This window comes from Stenotrophomonas sp. TWI587 (assembly GCF_039674145.1).
In the GTDB taxonomy this organism is placed as follows: Bacteria; Pseudomonadota; Gammaproteobacteria; order Xanthomonadales; family Xanthomonadaceae; genus Stenotrophomonas; species Stenotrophomonas maltophilia_AY.
Genome location: NZ_JBDJMW010000003.1, coordinates 279,178 through 296,507 on the forward strand (window position 1 = coordinate 279,178; position 17,330 = coordinate 296,507).

Here is a 17,330-nt window from a genome sequence, read left to right on the forward strand (position 1 = left end):
CCTGCGGCCGGTCGGCGCACCGCGCGGGCCTGCCACGCGCGGCCGACTGAATGCGCAAACCGCCACACACGGCCTGCGCGGGGTCCGGGACAGGGGGTAAACTGGTCGTTTCACCCTGATCGGTCCCGTTCATGCGATCTCCGTTCCTGTTGATTCCCCTGGCCGTCGCCCTGGCGTCCGGCTGCTCCAAAGAACCGGCGGCTCCGACCGTCGATCCCACTGCCAACGCGCCGGCGAGCACTGCCATGAAAGCGGACAGCCGCAGCCACGATGAAAGCTCGTACGCCGAGCCGGACAAGGTGGTCGTCAAGGACCTCGCGCTGGATCTGAAGCTGGATTTCGACAGCAAGCAGATCGGTGGCACCGCGACCTACACCCTGGAGTGGAAGGACAACGCCGCCAAGCAGCTGGTGCTGGACACCCGCGAGCTGACCGTGGAGAAGGTCGAGGCGATCGCTGCCGACGGCAAGGCCGCGCCACTGCCCTTCGTGCTGGCGCCGGCCGACAAGGTGTTCGGCAGCAAGCTGAGCATCGAGACCCCGGACCAGCCGGCCAAGGTCGTGATCACGTATCACACCGCACCGACCGCCTCGGGCCTGCAGTGGCTGGAGCCGTCGATGACGGAGGGCAAGAAGCTGCCCTTCATGTTCAGCCAGTCGCAGGCGATCCACGCCCGTTCGTGGGTGCCGCTGCAGGACACCCCCAGCGTGCGCTTCACCTACAGCGCGCATGTGGTCTCGCGCCCGGACGTGATGGTGCTGATGAGCGCCGACAACGATCCCAAGGCCGCGCGTGATGGTGATTACACCTTCAAGATGCCGCAGCCGATTCCGTCCTACCTGCTGGCCATCGCCGCTGGCGACCTGGTGTTCGAACCGATTTCCGGCCGCTCCGGCGTCTGGGCCGAACCGACCATGGTCGGCAAGGCCGCCAAGGAATTCGAAGACACCGAGAAGATGATCGGCACCGCCGAGAAGCTCTTCGGCGAATACCGCTGGGGTCGCTACGACATGCTGGTGCTGCCGCCGTCGTTCCCGTTCGGTGGCATGGAAAACCCGCGTCTGACCTTCGCCACCCCGACCGTGATCGTCGGCGACAAGTCGCTGGTCTCGCTGGTGGCACACGAACTGGCGCACAGCTGGTCGGGCAATCTGGTGACCAACGCCAGCTGGAAGGACATCTGGCTCAACGAAGGCTTCACCACCTACGTGCAGGGCCGCATCACCGAGGCGCTGTATGGCCAGGAGATGGCCGAGATGGAGCGTGAGATCGACCAGAACGATCTGCTCGCCGAAGTGAAGGACATGAGCCCGGCTGACCAGGCGCTGGCGCTGCCGCCGCTGAGCGAGCGTGACCCGGACGAGGCGTTGAGCCAGGTCGCCTACGTCAAGGGCGCATGGTTCCTGCAGTTCCTGGAACAGCGCTTTGGCCGCGAGACCTTCGACCCGTTCCTGCGTGGCTGGTTCGATGACCACGCCTTCCAGAGCGCGAACACCGACCAGTTCGTCGAGTACCTGAAGAAGAACCTGCTGTCCAAGAAGCCGGGCGCCGTCAGCGATGCCGAGCTGAAGGCATGGCTGGACGAGCCGGGCATTCCGTCGTTCGCGACCAAGGCCCGCTCGCGCAACTTCTCCATCGTCGATACCGCCCGCATCGCCTGGCAGGGCAGCAACACGCTGCCCAATGCACAGATCACCGGCGAGTGGGGCACCCAGGAGTGGGTGCACTTCATCGACGGCCTGGGCAAGACCCTGCCGGTGGAGAAGCTGGCCGCGCTGGACAAGGCCTGCCACTTCACCGGTACGGCCAACGGCGAGATCGCGATGCGCTGGTACCCGCTGACGATCCGCAGTGGCTACAGCGAAGCGAACGAAGCCGCCGGCGCCTTCATCGAGCGCGTCGGCCGCCGCAAGCTGATCATGCCGATCTACGCCGAACTGGTGAAGACGCCGGAAGGCCTGGCCTTCGCCAAGGCGGCCTTCGCCAAGGCCAAGCCGGGGTATCACCCGATCACCACCGGCTCGGTCCAGGACATGCTGGACAAGGCCGAGGCGGGCACGGCCAAGCCGTAATCGCCAGACGTATCGGTTGAACGAAAAACGGCGGGGAAACCCGCCGTTTTTTATTCGCGCCTGCGTACCGCGAGCCGAGCCCCCTGGGGGCCGGCAGGCCCCTCGGCAAATGTCCCCCGGCCGCCGCTTGACGGCGACGGCCTCCTCCTTGATTTTGCCCAGGAGCCTACCAGCCCCCAGGGGGCTCGGCTCGCGGCCCAGCGCCCGACCAACTAGGCGCCGCGACTGGATAAGGCATGCTTCTTTGCGTGGAAGCCTATGTCACACCGCGCGCACCGCCAGGAACATGTCCACGCAGTCGTGCATCACCTGCTGCTGCTGTGCCGGCGTGAGCGGTGGCTGGCCGAAGGTGATCTGCGGCCAGAACGCAAAGGCCTTGAGCATCGCCTGCAACTGATGCGCCGCCTCGGCCGGCGGCATGTCCAGCCGCAGCCGGCCGTCGGCCTGGGCTGCACGGATCCAGCCGGTCAGGCCTTCTTCCTTCTCGGCCAGCTTGTCCATCATCGCCCGCGCCCGTTCGGGCGCGTGCACCAGCTCGGCCATCGCTACCCGGGACAGATCGATGAAGCCGGGATCCTCCAGCAGGCGCATCTTGCGCGCCGCGAACAGCAGCAACTGATCGCGCAGCGGCCGCGCCGGATCGTAGGGCACGACATCCAGCGCCTGGCTGGCCTCGAACAGCTGCCACAGGATGGCGGTGAACAGCTCGTCCTTGCTGGCGAAGTGGTTGTACACGGTGCGCTTGGACACCTCGGCCGTGGCCGCGATGCGGTCCATGCTGGTGCCCGCGAAACCGAATTCCCGGAACTCGGCCACCGCCGCTTGCAGAATGGCCGCGCGCTTGCGGTCGGTCAGGCGGGTAGGGCGGTCGGAAGTGCTCATGGGATTATTTTACACCGTTCAGTTTACTTTTCGGAAAAGGCAAGTACACTCGCCGGTGTACTTTCCAGGGCAAGCCCCGATGACGCGTCGCCTGCCTCGATTCCTCCTCCTTCTGACGGTGTTGATCGCCATGTCCATTGGCCTGTTGACCTGCGGTGCCCGCCCGGCTGCCGCCTATGACCAGTCGCCGCAGTTCGGCGACGGGCGCTTCCACAATCCCGTCGGCAAGAGCACGCTCGGCTTCGTTGGCACGCTGGGCGTTATGTGGAAGATGCTGTTCGAAAAGCCTGCCGACGCCACGCCGCTGGCCCCGATTCCGGTGCAGCCGCTGAGCCGGCAGGCCCTGCTCGACGCGCCCGACGACAGTCTGTGGCGTCTGGGGCATTCGACGATGCTGATGAAGCTGGACGGCCATTTCTGGCTGACCGACCCGGTCTTCGCCGAACGTGCCTCGCCGATGTCGTTCATGGGGCCCAAGCGGTTCCACGCACCGCCGTTGAGCATCGACGAACTGCCACCCATCACCGGCGTGATCATCTCCCACGACCACTACGATCACCTCGATCACGATGCCATCCTCGCGCTCGCGCCCAAGGTGCAGCACTTCGTCACCGCGCTCGGCGTGGGCGACCGCTTGATCGGGTGGGGCGTGCCTGCCGCGAAGGTCGTGCAGCTGGACTGGTGGCAGGACACCCGCGTGGAAGGCCTGAAGATCGTTGCGACCCCGGCCCAGCACTTCTCCGGTCGCACCCTGGCCGACGGCAACCGCACGTTGTGGGCCTCGTGGGTGATCGACACCGGGCATACCCGCATCTTCTTCAGCGGTGACACCGGCTACTTCGATGGCTTTGCCCGCATCGGCGAGCGCTACGGCCCGTTCGATCTGACCATGATCGAGACCGGCGCCTACGATGCGCAGTGGCCGGACGTGCACATGCAGCCCGAACAGAGCCTGCAGGCGCACCTGGACGTGCGTGGCAAGGTGCTGATGCCGATCCACAACGGCACCTTCGATCTGGCCCTGCACCCGTGGACCGAACCGTTCGAACGCATCACTACGCTGGCGCAGGAGCAGGGCGTGGCGCTGACTGCGCCGCACATGGGCGAACGCCTGGATATCCGCGCGCCGGCACCGTCGACCCAGTGGTGGCGCGAAGGACAGCCGACAACGAAGTGAGATCGGCACCGTGCGGCCCGCACCGGCATGACGCGCTTTGGCGATAAAGTAGGCACAGGCGCCTGGCGCGTCATCGTCCAACACGGAGCACGCAATGAAACGACTGATCCTGGTAGCGGCCTGCGCCTTCGCGCTGGCGGCCTGCAGCAACCCCGAGGCCGAGCGCCAGGCGCAGGAGGCCGCTGCAGCCGCTGCCAAGGCGCAGCAGGAAGAGAAGGCCGAAGGCGTGGCCAAGCAGTACGACATGGCCGTCGCCTCGCAGGATTGGGAGCGTGCGCGCATCCACGGTGGCTCGCTGCTGGATCAGTACAAGGACACCGACGTCGCCGCCCGGATCGAACCGGGCTACGCCGAGGTCAAGACCAAGGCCGAGGCCGCGCGCGAGACGCGCCGCCTGCAGGCGCTGTGGCAGTACAACAAGATTCCGATCGGCACCAAGGGCATCCAGGCCTCCGCGCAGATCTACAGCAAGGAGCGCGTGGATGTGGACGGCAGTGGCGCCAAGCCGGTGCAGCTGGTGTTCCGCGATCATCCCGAGTGGAAGCGCCACGCGTATCTGGTGCTGCAGGCCGGCGATTTCCGCTGCCCGAAGTGCCAGGTCAAGGTCACCGTCGACGATGGCAAGCCGGTGTCGATGGCCGCTTGGCGTCCGGATACCGATGAAGCGATCGCGATGTTCATCACCGATCAGAAAGCGCTGTGGAACCTGGCGCGCAAGGCGAAGGTGATCAGCATCGAATTCCCGGTCAAGGCCGGTGGTACGCGTACCGCCGTGTTCGAAACCGGCGGCGTGGACGCCGGCCAGATGCCGCAGTGGTGGCAGTGACTGGCCTGCCGGCAATCCGTCACTGGGTGTTCGACATGGACGGCACGCTGACCGTCGCGGTGCACGATTTCCAGCGCATCAAACGCGAACTTGCGATACCGCCGGATGACGACATCCTCAGCCACCTCGCGGCGCTCCCGACCGAGGTGGCGGCGGCCAAGCACGACTGGCTGCTCGCGCACGAACGCGCGCTCGCCGAGCAGGCGCAGGCCGCCCCCGGCGCAGTGGCCCTGGTACGCGCGCTGCACGCCGCGGGCTGCCGGCTCGGCATCCTCACCCGCAACGCGCGCGAGCTCGCCCAGGTGACGCTGAAGGCGATCGGTGTGGGGGACATGTTTGCCACCGAGGACATCATCGGCCGCGACGAAGCCGAGCCCAAGCCGTCGCCGGCCGGGCTGCAGTACTTCGTTGAGCGTTGGCAGGCCGTTCCATCCGAGATGGTGATGGTCGGCGACCATCGCTTCGACCTGGAATGCGGCCGCGCCGCCGGCACCCGCACGTTGCTGGTCAATACCCCGGACAACCCGTGGCCGGGCATGGCCTGCTGGCACCTGGCCGATTGCGGCGAGGTGCTGGCAGCGTGGAAAGGGAAGCGGATGTCGGCCTGATCGCGCCGAAAGGGCCCGCGCGATCCACCGCCAGGACCCTGAAAAGCAGCCAGGCATGGCCTGGCTCCACCCTCATCCCCCCGATCCCCCTCTGGAGGAGAGCCCCCTTGATGTTCAAGGGGGCGCGCCGAAGGCGGGGGGATAAGGTGGAATGCGCGGGCAGTTTGGTTACGCGGTCAACGCGTAACCAAACTGCTGCTTGAACTGCTCATTGAACTCATCGAACGTGAAGCGCTGGTTCTGGGTGCCCGGGTGTTCGACCTTCAGTGCGCCCATCAGGTTGCCCATGCGGCCGATGGTCAGCCAGTCGTAGCCCTTCTCGATGCCGTAGATCAGGCCGGCGCGGAACGCATCACCACAGCCGGTCGGGTCCACCACGCGGCGCTCGTGCGCCGGCGGGATGTCATAGGTCTTTTCCGGGGTGTGGATGACCGCGCCCTTCGGACCGCGCGTGGTGATGTAGGCCTTGACCAGGCTCACGATCTCCTTTTCATCCCAGCCGGTGCGCTCCTGCAGCAGGTTGGACTCGTAGTCGTTGACCACGACGTAGTCGGCCTGCTCGATGAAGGTGCGCAGCTCCGGGCCGTTGAACAGCGGCATGGCCTGGCCCGGGTCGAAGATGAACGGCACACCGGCGTCGAAGAACTCCTGCGAATTCTGGATCATGCCTTCGCGCCCGTCCGGGCCGACCAGGCCCAGGGTCACGCCCGGCACGTCCTTCACGTGGTTCTCGTAGGACCGCATCATCGCGCCCGGGTGGAAGGCGGTGATCTGGTTGTTGTCGTGATCGGTGGTGATGAACGCCTGCGGGGTGAACAGCTCATCGATCACCTTGACCCGGCTCAGGTCGATGCCCAGGCCCTGGAAGTACTCGCGGTACGGGCCGAAATCCGAGCCCACGGTGCCCATCGGGATCGGCTCGCCGCCCAGCAGGTACAGGTTGTAGGCGATGTTGCCCGCGCAACCGCCGAATTCACGACGCATCCGCGGCACCAGGAACGACACATTCAGGATGTGCACCTTGTCCGGCAGGATGTGATTCTTGAACTGGTCCGGGAACACCATGATGGTGTCGAAGGCAAGAGAACCACAGATCAAAGCGGACATCGAGTAAGGCCTATGCGGAAGGGGGTTTGAGGCCCGTCGGGCGGGCAACGAAACGGCGCCCTGCGGCGCCCTGCGGCGCAAAGGTTAACGGGTGAGGCGGCTTTGGGCCAGAACCCGGGCTGTCCGGATTGGCCTGAATGGCCGTGAAGGCTGGCGTTCGGCCAGATTTGTCCTTGCTCGCGCACAGGGGGATTGCTAGGCTTGTCGACCTCGAATTCTGCCCATTTTTTCGCCATCCCGCGTTGGGCGCGACACCCCTCAGGATCAACTCCCAGATGTTCAAGAAACTGCGTGGCATGTTCTCCAATGACCTGTCCATCGACCTGGGCACGGCCAACACCCTCATCTACGTGCGTGGGCAGGGGATCGTGCTGAACGAGCCGTCGGTCGTGGCCGTGCGCCAGGACCGTGCCATCGGTGGTACCCGTTCCGTGGCTGCCGTGGGCGCCGAGGCCAAGCAGATGCTCGGCCGTACCCCGGGGCACATCACCACCATCCGCCCGATGAAGGACGGCGTCATCGCCGACTTCACCTACACCGAGGCGATGCTCAAGCACTTCATCAAGAAGGTCCACAAGTCGCGCTTCCTGCGCCCGAGCCCGCGCGTGCTGGTCTGCGTGCCGGCCGGTTCGACCCAGGTCGAGCGCCGCGCGATCAAGGAATCGGCCGAGGAGGCCGGTGCGCGGGATGTGTTCCTGATCGAAGAGCCCATGGCCGCTGCGATCGGCGCCGGCATGCCGGTCACCGAAGCGCGCGGCTCGATGGTCATCGACATCGGCGGCGGCACCACCGAAGTGGCGGTGATCTCGCTCAACGGCATCGTCTACTCGGCCTCTGTGCGTATCGGCGGCGACCGTTTCGACGAGTCGATCACCAACTACGTGCGCCGCAACCACGGCATGCTGATCGGTGAAGCGACCGCCGAGCGGATCAAGGTCGAGCTGGGCTGCGCCTACCCGCAGGCGGAAGTGATCGAGATGGAAATCTCTGGCCGCAACCTCGCCGAGGGCGTGCCGAAGATGATCAAGATCAACTCCAATGAAGTGCTGGAGGCCCTGCACGAGCCGCTGTCGGGCATCGTCAGCGCGGTCAAGCTGGCGCTGGAGCAGACCCCGCCGGAACTGTGTGCCGACGTCGCCGAGCGCGGCATCGTGCTGACCGGTGGTGGCGCCCTGCTGCGCGACATGGACCGCCTGATCTCCGAGGAAACCGGTCTGCACGTGCAGGTGGCCGATGACCCGCTGACCTGCGTGGCCCGCGGTGGTGGTCGTGCGCTGGAGCTGGTGGACATGCACGGCAACGAGTTCTTTGCGCCGGAGTGAGCCGTACCGGCCGTGTATCGTAGACGCGCCTCTGCGGCGTGATGCCTCCGGTGAGCCCTGCTCGCCGGGCGTCACCTCGCCGGGGCGTTGTCGCATGCTGTTCCCGCTGCGCTCTTGTTCCGCGCGCTTCATCCACACTTTTCCCAGTCGACGCCTGTGCCGCCTTACGCCGGTCCTCCCGTAGCCTCCCGTCAGGGCGATGCCGCCAGTCCGCTGCGCCTGCTCGCTTACCTGGCATTGGCCATCACCCTGATCGTGCTGGATGACCAGGCCGGCTGGCTGTCGCGCCTGCGCGCGCAGGCCAACGTGCTGGTGCAGCCGGTGTGGGCGCTGGCCGGCCTGCCGGGGCGCCTGGGCACCCAGGTCAAGGACAACGCGGCCAGCCATGGCCAGCTGGTCACCGAGAACCGCGAACTGCGCAATCAGCTGCTGATCGCCAATGCGCGCTTGACCCGCCTGCAGACCGCCGCACTGGACAACGCCCAGCTGCGCGAGCTGCTCAACGTGGCCGAGCGCAGCGGCCTGGACGTGCAGCTCGCGCCGATCCTGGATATCGATCTGGACCCGGTGCGCCAGCGCCTGGTACTGGCTGCCGGCACCCGCGATGGTGTGCATGTCGGCCAGGCGGTGATCGATGCCGGTGGCCTGATGGGTCAGGTGATCGCGACCACCGGCAACAGCGCCACCGTGCTGCTGCTCACCGACCCGGATCATGCGGTGCCCGTCACCGTGGCCCGCAACGGCGTGCGCCTGATCGTGTATGGCCGCGGCGACACGCTGGAGCTGCGCGACATTCCGCTCAGCGCCGGGGTGGAAGTGGGCGATGAGATCGTCACCTCCGGCTTGGGCGGACGCTTCCCGGCCGGGTTCCCGGTCGGCAGCATCACCGCGCTGCGCCCGGATGACACCCATGCCTTCCTGGTCGGCGAGCTGAAGCCGGCCGCCCAGCTCGATCGCGGCCGGGACGTATTGCTGCTGCGCCCGGGCGAGGCGATCCGCATTCCGCCGAACCTGCGCCGTGATGCGGGCGAGGCCGGTGGACCGGCCGCGGCGCCGCTGCAGGAGGGCGCGCCGGCCGGCACCGCGGCGACGTCCAGCGCCTCCCCGGCGAGTGCCGCCCCGGCCACGACGGTACCTGCGGCAGCACCTGCCAATGCACCGCAGGCCAACCGACCGGGTCCGTCCGCGCCGGTGCCGGTGACCGCACCGCGCCGTGCCGCCGCGTCAGCCGCGCCCGTGCCTGAAACCGGCGCCACGCCGCCGGAGGAACAACGATGAGCCGCCTGCGCGACAAACCCTGGGTGCTGCCGGTGAGCCTGGTGGTCGCCCTGCTGCTCGGCCTGCTGCCACTGCCTGCGCTGCTGCAGCCACTGCGCCCCTATTGGCTGGCGCTGGTGCTGGCCTACTGGGTGATCGAAACACCGGACCGGGTCGGGCTGGGCATCGCCTTCGCCAGCGGCGTGATCGCCGATCTGCTCTATGGTGGCGTGCTCGGTGAGCAGGCGCTGCGGCTGGTGATCCTGACCTTCATCCTGCAGCGCTTCCGCGCGCGGATCCGCTTCTTCCCGATGTCCCAGCAGATCCTGGCGATCGGCGGCCTGCTGTTCAACGACCGTATCGTCAGCGCGGTGGTGCACATTGTGGTCGGCGAGCCGACCCTGCCGTGGTCGTACTGGTGGGCGCCGCTGCTGGGCATGGCGCTGTGGCCGCTGGTGTTCGTGCTGCTGGACGCGCTGCGCTTCGGGCGACGCGGGCGCTGACATGTACATGCGCCGCCAGGCCAAGAATCCGCATGCCGAGGCAGAACAGTTCCGGCGCCGTGCCGCGCTGGGCTTCGTCGGCGTGCTGGTGTGCCTGCTGGGCCTGGGTGGCTGGTACTTCAAGTTGCAGGTGATGGACCACGACATCTACGCCACGCGCTCGGAGGCCAACCGGATCAAGCCGCGGCCGGTGGTGCCGGGGCGCGGGATGATCTACGACCGCAACGGCCGGCTACTGGCCGAGAACGTGCCCGCGTTCCGCCTGGACATCACTCCGGACAAGGTCAAGGACATGGAGGCCACCCTGGCGGGCCTGTCGAAGATCCTCGCGCTCAGCCCGGAAGACATCGAGACCTTCAACAAGTCGCGCAAGGCACGCCGCAGCTTCCTGCCGGTCACGCTCAAGCTGCGTGTCACCGATGAGGAAATGGCGCGTTTCGCGGTGGACCGCTGGCGCTTCCCCGGCGTGGAGCTGGAGCCCTATCTGACCCGTCGCTATCCCTATGGCGATCTGTTCGCGCACATCATCGGCTACGTCGGCCGGGTCGATGACAAGGATCTGGAGATGCTGGGCGAGGGCAATGCCGCACTCACCCACATCGGCAAGTCCGGGCTGGAGCGATATTACGAGCAGCAGCTGCGCGGCAAGGTCGGCTACGAGCAGGTCGAGACCAACGTGCAGGGCCGCGCGATCCGTACCATCGGCCGGGTCGCGGCGCAGTCGGGCAGCGATCTGCGGCTGTCGATCGACGCCGATCTGCAGCGCGCGATGGTCGCCGCCTTCGGTGAGTTCGAAGGTGCAGCGGTGGCCATGGACCCGCGCACCGGCGAAGTGCTTGCGATGGTCAGCCTGCCGTCCTACGACCCGAACCTGTTCGTGAATGGCATTTCGCATGCCGATTTCAAGGCGCTCAACGACAACCCCTCGCGTCCGCAGTTCAACCGCCTGGTGCTGGGTGGCGTCGCGCCGGGTTCGACGATCAAGCCGCTGATCGGCCTGGCCGGCCTGGACAGCGGCGTGCGCAAGCCCGAGGACAAGATCCTTTCCACCGGCATGTTCTATCTGCCGGGTACCTCGCGCGGCTGGGGCGATGCCAACCGGGGCGGCCATGGCTGGACCGATCTGCGCAAGTCGATCACCCAGTCGGTGAACACGTATTACTACAAGCTCGCGCTGGATCTGGGCATCGATCGCTTCGATCACTACATGGGCTATTACGGGTTCGGTGCGCCGACCGGGATCGACCTGACCGGCGAGATCGGCGGCATCCTACCCTCGCCGACGGCCAAGTACAAATCGCGCAAGGAACGCTGGTACCCCGGCGATACGGTCAACGTCAGCATTGGCCAGGGCGACTGGAAGGTCACGCCTCTGCAGCTGGTGCACGGGGTGGCCGGCATCGCCGATGGTCAGTTGCGCCAGCCGCACCTGGTGATGCAGCAGCGCGCCGGGTTCGATGCGGACTGGACCGCCACGCCCGCGGGCGAGAGCAAGCCGATCAGCCCCACGCCGAGCAATCTGCAGGCGGTGCGCGAGGGCATGATGGGCACTATGCAGCCCGGTGGCAGTGGTGCCCGCGCGGCCGCAGGCGCGCCCTATGTAATGGCTGGCAAAACCGGTACCGCGCAGGTGATCAGCCGCCGCGGTACCGCCGCGGTGAACCCGCGCAGCCTGCCGATGCACCTGCGCCACCGCGCGTTGTTCGTCGGGTTCGCGCCGGCCGACAATCCGGTCATCGCCGTGGCGATCGCGGTGGAAGGCGGCGGCTACGGTGGCTCGGCCGCCGCGCCGATCGCACGCAAGATTTTCGATGCCTGGCTGCTGGGCAAAATGCCCGACGGCCTTGAACCGCTGGACAGCGAGCGCGGCACCACCGCGATCGGCATCACCGCGTTCGACGGCGGCGGTGCTACCGCGCGCGACGCGGGCGATGCTGCGGTGGCGGCACTGGAACTGCTGCCGGTGGTGGTGGGTGTGCCTGCCGCGCCGGCGCCGGCCCCTGCGCCGGCACCCGGTACACCCGTGCCCAGTGCCACCACGCCCCAGACCGCACCGGAGCGGCCACGATGAAGGTCTTTCTGCGCTGGACGGTCGATATGGCCGTCCGCTTCAGCAGCTCGCTGGACTGGGTGCTGTGCCTGGCGCTGGGCGCGCTGATGCTGATCGGCCTGGCGGTGCTCAAGAGTGCCGGCGGTGATGGCCTGGTGTTCGCCCAGGGCGCGCGTTTCGCGGTCGGTCTGGCCGCAATGTGGGCGATCTCGCGGGTGTCGATCCTGCGCATCCGTTCGGCCACGCCGTTGATCTACGCGGTCTCGATGATTCCGCTGCTGGCCGTGTTCGTGCTGGGTACCGGCAAGTACGGCCGGCAGTGGCTGGATCTGAAGCTGTTCTACCTGCAGCCGGCCGAGCTGCTCAAGGTCAGCCTGCCGATGATGGTGGCCTGGTATCTGCATCGCATGCCGTTGCCGCCACGCTTCTCCACGGTGCTGACCAGTGCGGTGATCATCGGTGTGCCGACCGGGCTGGTGATGCTGCAGCCGGACTTCGGCACCGGCGTGCTGATCGCCGCCAGTGGCGCGTTCGTGCTGCTGCTGGCCGGGTTGCCATGGTGGTGGGTCGGCGTCGCGGTTGGTGGTGTCGCCGCGGCCGCGCCGGTGGCCTGGTTCTGGCTGCTGCGGCCGTACCAGAAGGACCGCATCATGATGTTCATGGACCCGGAGAGCGACGCGCTCGGCGCGGGCTGGAACATCATCCAGTCCAAGATCGCGATCGGCTCAGGTGGCCTGGATGGCAAGGGCTGGGGGCAAGGCTCGCAGTCGCACCTTAATTTCATTCCCGAGCAGACCACGGATTTCGCGTTCTCCGTGCTCAGCGAAGAGTTCGGCTGGATGGGCATGGCACTCGTGCTGGCCCTGTACCTGGTGGTGATCGGGCGCTGCCTGTGGATTGCCTCGCAGTCGCGCGACTCTTATTCGCGCCTGCTCGCTGGCGCCACCGGGCTGGCGTTCTTCGTCTATGTGCTGGTCAACGGCGGCATGATCTCCGGCCTGCTGCCGGTGGTCGGCGTGCCGATGCCGCTGATCAGTTACGGCGGTACGTCTGCGGTGTCGCTGTTGGCCGGTTTCGGCCTGGTGATGGCGGTGCGTCGCCACAATCCGGTGCACGGCGGCTACGGCTGAGCGCACGCGACGCGTACGCCGTGGCCGGGCGGTACGTATCGGCTAAGGATTGCCGCGCCCCTGCGTGTTACGGTCCTGCGCTCGCGCCGGCCCGCCTGTCGGGCCCGCTTTCTGTTCGCCGTGTCGCCTCCTGCTGTGCGTCGCGTCATCCACAGGAGTCGCCCGCATGGTCGAACTACTGCAGCGCGCACGCGCCGTGTTCCATTTCTTTTTCCGCACCCTCGATCTGCCGTTGTTGGGCGCACTGGGCCTGCTGATGGTGGCCGGGCTGGCCGTGCTGCACAGCGTGGACGGGCCGGTGCATGCGCAGGCGATGCGCTATGGCGCCGGCCTTGCCGCGTTGTGGGGGCTGTCACGCGTGCCGGTGGTGACGCTGCGCGCGTGGTCGCCGCGGATCTACACGCTGTCCTTGCTGCCGCTGCTGGCGGTCTATGTGGTCGGCACCGGCAAATACGGCCAGCGGTGGTTGAACCTGGGCGTGTTCTATCTGCAGCCCTCCGAGCTGCTCAAGCTCAGCCTGCCGATGATGATGGCCTGGTACCTGCACAAGCAGCCGTTGCCGCCGCGGCCGCGCGCCGTGCTGACCGCCGCCGTGCTGATTGGTGGGCCGGCGGTGCTGATCCTGCTGCAGCCCAACCTGGGTACGGCAACGCTGGTCACCGCCAGTGGGGTGTTCGCGCTGCTGCTGGCCGGCCTGCGCTGGTGGTGGATGGCCATCGCGCTGGGTGGGTTGTCGGTGGCCGCGCCGCTGGCCTGGTTCGGGCTGCTGCGGCAGTACCAGAAGGATCGCGTGCTGACCTTCCTGTATCCGGAGAACGATCCACTGGGCACCGGCTGGAACATCATCCAGTCCACGATTGCGATCGGCTCGGGCGGCATGCACGGCAAAGGCTGGGGGCAGGGCACCCAGGCCACGCTGGATTTCCTGCCCGAATACACCACGGACTTCGCGTTCTCCGTGTTGGCCGAAGAGTTCGGCTGGGTCGGCGTGACGGTGGTGCTCAGCCTGTTCCTGTTCGTCACCGCGCGTTGCCTGTGGATCGCCAGCCACTCGCGCTGCGGCTACTCGCGTCTGCTGGTGGGCACCACCGGCCTGGTGTTCTTCGTCTACGTGCTGGTCAACGGCGGCATGATTTCCGGCGTGCTGCCGGTGGTGGGCGTCCCGATGCCGCTGATCAGTTATGGCGGGACTTCGGCGGTATCCCTGCTGGCCAGTTTCGGGCTGGTGATGGCGGCGCGGCAGCATCAGCCGGTGCATCCCACCTAAGCCATGGCGATGGCGGTTTGCGCGGGCCCGCGACGCGGAAACGCTTTCAGGTGCAGGCGCGGTCAAGGCGCTGCGCCAAAAGTGAGAAGTGGCGCACAGATATGAAGTGACTTGATCTCGATCAATGGACATGTCGCAAACGGCCTGCACAATGGCGGCCCGCCAACAACGACGCGCTGAGCCAAGCATCGCGACGGGGACGTCTGGCGGGGAGTAGTTGACCTCACGGGTAGAAAGGGCGAGGCGCGCGCTGGGGAGATGCGCGCCGCGCTGCTGCCGATCGGGTCCGGTTTGGCCGGTTGCGTCCACGGGGATGGGGGCGCAGCCGGCGGACCTCTTCGCACGTCGGCAGCGCCCGACAAAGTGAGACCTGTGTCGTCCCCCTGCGCATCGCGCATGGATTGCGGCGGGACGCGCATCCGCGCGGGGATGAGACGCTGCGATCATCCAGCCCGCACCGGCCGTTGATCAAACATGAATGGGGAACGGTGCGGCGCTTGTCTACACGTCGCCTTAACGCCCCCGCAAAAACTCGGGCAATCCGTTGAGATTCATGGCCTTAGGGGTTTTAATTCATCCATGACCTGCTAACCTGCCGCGATGATCCGACGCTCCCTGGCCTGCATGCTCACGCTCGGTTTGGTCGCTTGTGCGACCCAGCCGCAGACTCCTTCACCGTCGCCGCAGGCCTCGGGTGTTCCCGTTTCCCCGCCTCCCGGCAGCAAGGGCCCGGCTGAAGCCGCCCCCGAGGCAGCGGGTGCCAACGCAGCCCCGGTGGACCTGACCCCGGTCCCGTTCGAGGTGGCCCGCGCCAACTTCGTACGCGATACCGCCGCCCGTTACGGTATTCCCGCTGCCCAGATCGAAGCGACCCTGGCCCAGGCGCAGATCCGCGACCCGATCATCGCGGCGATGTCGCGCCCGGCCGAGCGGGTCAAGCCGTGGAACGAGTACCGGCCGATGTTCATCAGCCAGGCGCGGATCGAGGGTGGCAAGAAGTTCCTCGCCCAGCATCGCGATGAGCTGATGCGGGTGCAGCAGCGCACCGGCGTGCCGGCCGAAGTGATCGTGGCCATCATCGGTGTGGAAACCAGCTACGGCGGCAACACCGGCAGCTACCGCGTGCTCGATGCGCTTTACACGCTGGCGTTCAAATACCCGCGCAGTGGCGATCCGGCCAAGCTCGAACGCGAGGTGCGTCGCGAGCTGTTCTTCCGCGATGAACTGGCGCGCCTGTTCGCGCTGACCCGCGACGAGAAGCTGGACATCACCGCGATCAAGGGCAGCTACGCCGGCGCGATGGGCATGGGCCAGTTCATGCCCTCCAGCTACCTGGACTATGCGGTGGATGGCAACGGCGATGGCCGTCGCGACCTGTTCAACAGTTATGACGATGTCTTCTCCTCGATCGCCAATTACTTCGTCAAGAAGGGCGGTTGGGTCCGCGGCGGCCCGGTCGCCGTGCCGGCCACGCTGCAGGCCGGTCGCGAGGAATTCAATCCGACCGAATGGGCGCCGACCTGGAGCCTGTCCGAGCTGGCCCAGCGCGGTTACCAGCCCAGCGTGCCGGTCGCAGCCGGCCTGACGGCCACGCCGATCACGCTGGAAGGCAGCACCGGCAAGCAGTACTGGCTGGGCTTCCAGAACTACTACGCCATTACCCGCTACAACCTCTCGAAAATGTATGCGATGGCCGTGTACCAGCTCTCCCAGGCCATCGCCGGACAGGAGTTGCCGCCGGCATGAATGCACTCGCACGCTCCAGATGGCTGATTCCGGGGTTTCTGATACTGGCACTGGCCGCCTGCAGCAGTGCGCCGAAGAAGCCTGCCGGCGGCACCGCCGGCAGCAGCAAGCCGTCCGGTGCAGTAGTGCAGGGCAAGGGCGGGCGTCCGGCGCATTGTCCTGAGGGCTCGCCTTACAAGGCCGCGTCTGAGGACCCGAGAACGCGCGGCGACTATCGCGCTGGCGGGCTGTACAAGCCGGGCGTGAATGACAGCACCCCGACCTACATTCCCAACGTGGCCTGCATCCCGGAGCCGGAGGTCGTGGACCTGCCGCGCTCGCCGATCGGCAACAAATCGCCGTACGTGGTGCTGGGCAAGCAGTACCAGGTGATGGACAAGACCCGCGGCTATGCCGAGAAGGGCACCGCCTCGTACTACGGCGCCAAGTTCCATGGCCGCCTGACCTCCAACCGCGAGGTGTACGACATGTACGCCTTCACTGCCGCGCACAAGACCCTGCCGTTGCCGAGCTTCGCCCGGGTGACCAACCTGGACAACGGTGAATCGGTGATCGTGCGGGTCAATGATCGTGGCCCCTTCCACGATGGCCGCGTGGTCGATCTCAGCTACGCCGCCGCCGTGCGCCTGGGCATCACCCAGCGCGGCACCGGCAACGTGGAAGTCCGCGCGCTCGCCCCGGGCGATGACAATCTGTTGGCCGACAAGCCCAGCCGGCGCGAGCGCCGCGAGGTCGCTGCCGCTGCGGCAGCCGCGAGCACCCCGGCCGCGGGCGCTCGCAGCGCCAGCGAGATGGACGCCCTGGTCGGCAAGCTGCCGGCTGCCACGGCGACCGCCCCCGCCAAGCCGGCCGGCGAGCAGTACCGCTACCGCGTGGCCGACTCGGCCAAGCCGGGCAACGCCGACAATTTCGATCACTGGATGCGCGACAACGGCGTGCGCGTGGCCACCGGCAAGCCGGCCACCACCCAGGCCGCCAGCGTGAACAGCGCCCCGGTGGCGGTGGCCGCATTGCCCGCCGCCGCCCCTGCCGCGCGTCCCGCACCGGCCCCCGGCGCGACGCTCTCCCAACAGGTTCTCGGCAGCGTGTTGCTGCAGGTGGCCAGCTTCGCCAGCCGCGACAATGCCACCCGCGCGCTCGGTCAGCTGTCCTCGGCCGGCATCGCCGGGGCCAGCATCAGCGATATCGTCAGTGGCGGGCGCACCCTGTGGCGCCTGCGCGTCCCGGCGCCCGACCATGCCAGTGCCTCGGAACTTGCCGGCCGGATCGCCGGTCTGGGCTTCGGGGCGCCGCAGATCGTGAAGGACTGAGCCTTCCGCTGCACGCGGCACGTCAACACGTGCCGCCGCTCCTTGGGCCTACAATGCCCGTTATCCCTCATCC

The 17,330-nt window shown here is 67.2% G+C and carries 14 protein-coding genes; 12 read left to right on the forward strand and 2 right to left on the reverse strand.

Translation table 11 applies throughout. The features are described 5' to 3' along the window. The first annotated feature begins 131 nt into the window (after positions 1–131). Positions 132–2,072 carry a M1 family metallopeptidase gene (locus ABE464_RS06935; RefSeq protein WP_346471330.1) on the forward strand — a complete coding sequence of 647 codons (1,941 nt, stop codon included), beginning with the start codon at positions 132–134 and terminating at the stop codon, positions 2,070–2,072. A gap of 261 nt (positions 2,073–2,333) precedes the next feature. On the opposite strand, the gene ABE464_RS06940 is transcribed toward ABE464_RS06935, so the two are convergent. Then, complete coding sequence (locus ABE464_RS06940; RefSeq protein ID WP_346471331.1) at positions 2,334–2,954, reverse strand: TetR/AcrR family transcriptional regulator; 621 nt, start codon at positions 2,952–2,954, stop codon at positions 2,334–2,336. A gap of 130 nt (positions 2,955–3,084) precedes the next feature. On the opposite strand from ABE464_RS06940, the gene ABE464_RS06945 reads away from it, so the two are divergent. The 3 genes from ABE464_RS06945 to ABE464_RS06955 all read left to right on the forward strand — a co-directional run bounded on the left by ABE464_RS06945 (position 3,085) and on the right by ABE464_RS06955 (position 5,565). Then, positions 3,085–4,131: an MBL fold metallo-hydrolase gene (locus ABE464_RS06945; RefSeq protein ID WP_346471332.1), complete on the forward strand. Its 1,047-nt coding sequence runs from the start codon at positions 3,085–3,087 to the stop codon at positions 4,129–4,131. 94 nt (positions 4,132–4,225) lie between these two features. Continuing rightward, entirely contained in the window at positions 4,226–4,957 is a 732-nt protein-coding gene (locus tag ABE464_RS06950) for a hypothetical protein (RefSeq protein WP_346471333.1), read from the forward strand. Positions 4,958–4,962: 5 nt separating this feature from the next. Further along, the gene (locus tag ABE464_RS06955) at positions 4,963–5,565 is read left to right on the forward strand and encodes an HAD family hydrolase (protein WP_346471443.1); all 603 of its coding nucleotides are present in this window, start codon (positions 4,963–4,965) and stop codon (positions 5,563–5,565) included. 168 nt (positions 5,566–5,733) lie between these two features. Here the strand turns inward: ABE464_RS06955 and ABE464_RS06960 are convergent, their stop codons facing one another. Continuing rightward, entirely contained in the window at positions 5,734–6,672 is a 939-nt protein-coding gene (locus ABE464_RS06960) for a carbohydrate kinase family protein (protein ID WP_346471334.1), read from the reverse strand. A gap of 275 nt (positions 6,673–6,947) precedes the next feature. Between ABE464_RS06960 and ABE464_RS06965 the strand changes: the two genes are divergently transcribed. The 8 genes from ABE464_RS06965 to ABE464_RS07000 all read left to right on the forward strand — a co-directional run bounded on the left by ABE464_RS06965 (position 6,948) and on the right by ABE464_RS07000 (position 17,257). Further along, the gene (locus ABE464_RS06965) at positions 6,948–7,994 is read left to right on the forward strand and encodes a rod shape-determining protein (RefSeq protein WP_019186044.1); all 1,047 of its coding nucleotides are present in this window, start codon (positions 6,948–6,950) and stop codon (positions 7,992–7,994) included. Between the two features lie 156 nt (positions 7,995–8,150). Further along, positions 8,151–9,272: a rod shape-determining protein MreC gene (mreC, locus tag ABE464_RS06970; protein WP_346471335.1), complete on the forward strand. Its 1,122-nt coding sequence runs from the start codon at positions 8,151–8,153 to the stop codon at positions 9,270–9,272. Then, positions 9,269–9,754 carry a rod shape-determining protein MreD gene (mreD, locus tag ABE464_RS06975; protein WP_019186042.1) on the forward strand — a complete coding sequence of 162 codons (486 nt, stop codon included), beginning with the start codon at positions 9,269–9,271 and terminating at the stop codon, positions 9,752–9,754. Before mreC ends, mreD begins: the two co-directional genes overlap by 4 nt. Position 9,755: 1 nt before the next feature. After that, a complete protein-coding gene (gene mrdA, locus ABE464_RS06980) occupies positions 9,756–11,825 on the forward strand; it encodes a penicillin-binding protein 2 (protein ID WP_346471336.1) in 2,070 nt (689 codons plus the stop codon). Then, the gene (gene rodA / locus ABE464_RS06985; RefSeq protein ID WP_346471337.1) at positions 11,822–12,934 is read left to right on the forward strand and encodes a rod shape-determining protein RodA; all 1,113 of its coding nucleotides are present in this window, start codon (positions 11,822–11,824) and stop codon (positions 12,932–12,934) included. Before mrdA ends, rodA (ABE464_RS06985) begins: the two co-directional genes overlap by 4 nt. Positions 12,935–13,100: 166 nt before the next feature. Further along, positions 13,101–14,201 (forward strand): rod shape-determining protein RodA, encoded by a 1,101-nt coding sequence (gene rodA / locus ABE464_RS06990; RefSeq protein WP_346471338.1) that lies wholly within the window; start codon positions 13,101–13,103, stop codon positions 14,199–14,201. Between the two features lie 600 nt (positions 14,202–14,801). Beyond that, positions 14,802–15,947 carry a lytic murein transglycosylase B gene (mltB, locus tag ABE464_RS06995; protein ID WP_346471339.1) on the forward strand — a complete coding sequence of 382 codons (1,146 nt, stop codon included), beginning with the start codon at positions 14,802–14,804 and terminating at the stop codon, positions 15,945–15,947. Beyond that, positions 15,944–17,257 (forward strand): septal ring lytic transglycosylase RlpA family protein, encoded by a 1,314-nt coding sequence (locus tag ABE464_RS07000; RefSeq protein WP_346471340.1) that lies wholly within the window; start codon positions 15,944–15,946, stop codon positions 17,255–17,257. Before mltB ends, ABE464_RS07000 begins: the two co-directional genes overlap by 4 nt. The last annotated feature ends 73 nt before the right edge of the window (positions 17,258–17,330 follow it).

Coding starts and splice junctions, on each gene's coding strand:
- ABE464_RS06950 (WP_346471333.1), top strand. CDS start 4,226: ATGAAACGACTGATCCTGGTAGCGGCCTGCGCCTTCGCGCTGGCGGCC.
- rodA (WP_346471337.1), top strand. CDS start 11,822: ATGAAGGTCTTTCTGCGCTGGACGGTCGATATGGCCGTCCGCTTCAGC.
- ABE464_RS06935 (WP_346471330.1), top strand. CDS start 132: ATGCGATCTCCGTTCCTGTTGATTCCCCTGGCCGTCGCCCTGGCGTCC.
- mreD (WP_019186042.1), top strand. CDS start 9,269: ATGAGCCGCCTGCGCGACAAACCCTGGGTGCTGCCGGTGAGCCTGGTG.
- ABE464_RS06945 (WP_346471332.1), top strand. CDS start 3,085: ATGTCCATTGGCCTGTTGACCTGCGGTGCCCGCCCGGCTGCCGCCTAT.
- rodA (WP_346471338.1), top strand. CDS start 13,101: ATGGTCGAACTACTGCAGCGCGCACGCGCCGTGTTCCATTTCTTTTTC.
- ABE464_RS06965 (WP_019186044.1), top strand. CDS start 6,948: ATGTTCAAGAAACTGCGTGGCATGTTCTCCAATGACCTGTCCATCGAC.
- mltB (WP_346471339.1), top strand. CDS start 14,802: ATGATCCGACGCTCCCTGGCCTGCATGCTCACGCTCGGTTTGGTCGCT.
- ABE464_RS06940 (WP_346471331.1), bottom strand. CDS start 2,954: ATGAGCACTTCCGACCGCCCTACCCGCCTGACCGACCGCAAGCGCGCG.
- mrdA (WP_346471336.1), top strand. CDS start 9,756: ATGTACATGCGCCGCCAGGCCAAGAATCCGCATGCCGAGGCAGAACAG.
- ABE464_RS07000 (WP_346471340.1), top strand. CDS start 15,944: ATGAATGCACTCGCACGCTCCAGATGGCTGATTCCGGGGTTTCTGATA.
- ABE464_RS06960 (WP_346471334.1), bottom strand. CDS start 6,672: ATGTCCGCTTTGATCTGTGGTTCTCTTGCCTTCGACACCATCATGGTG.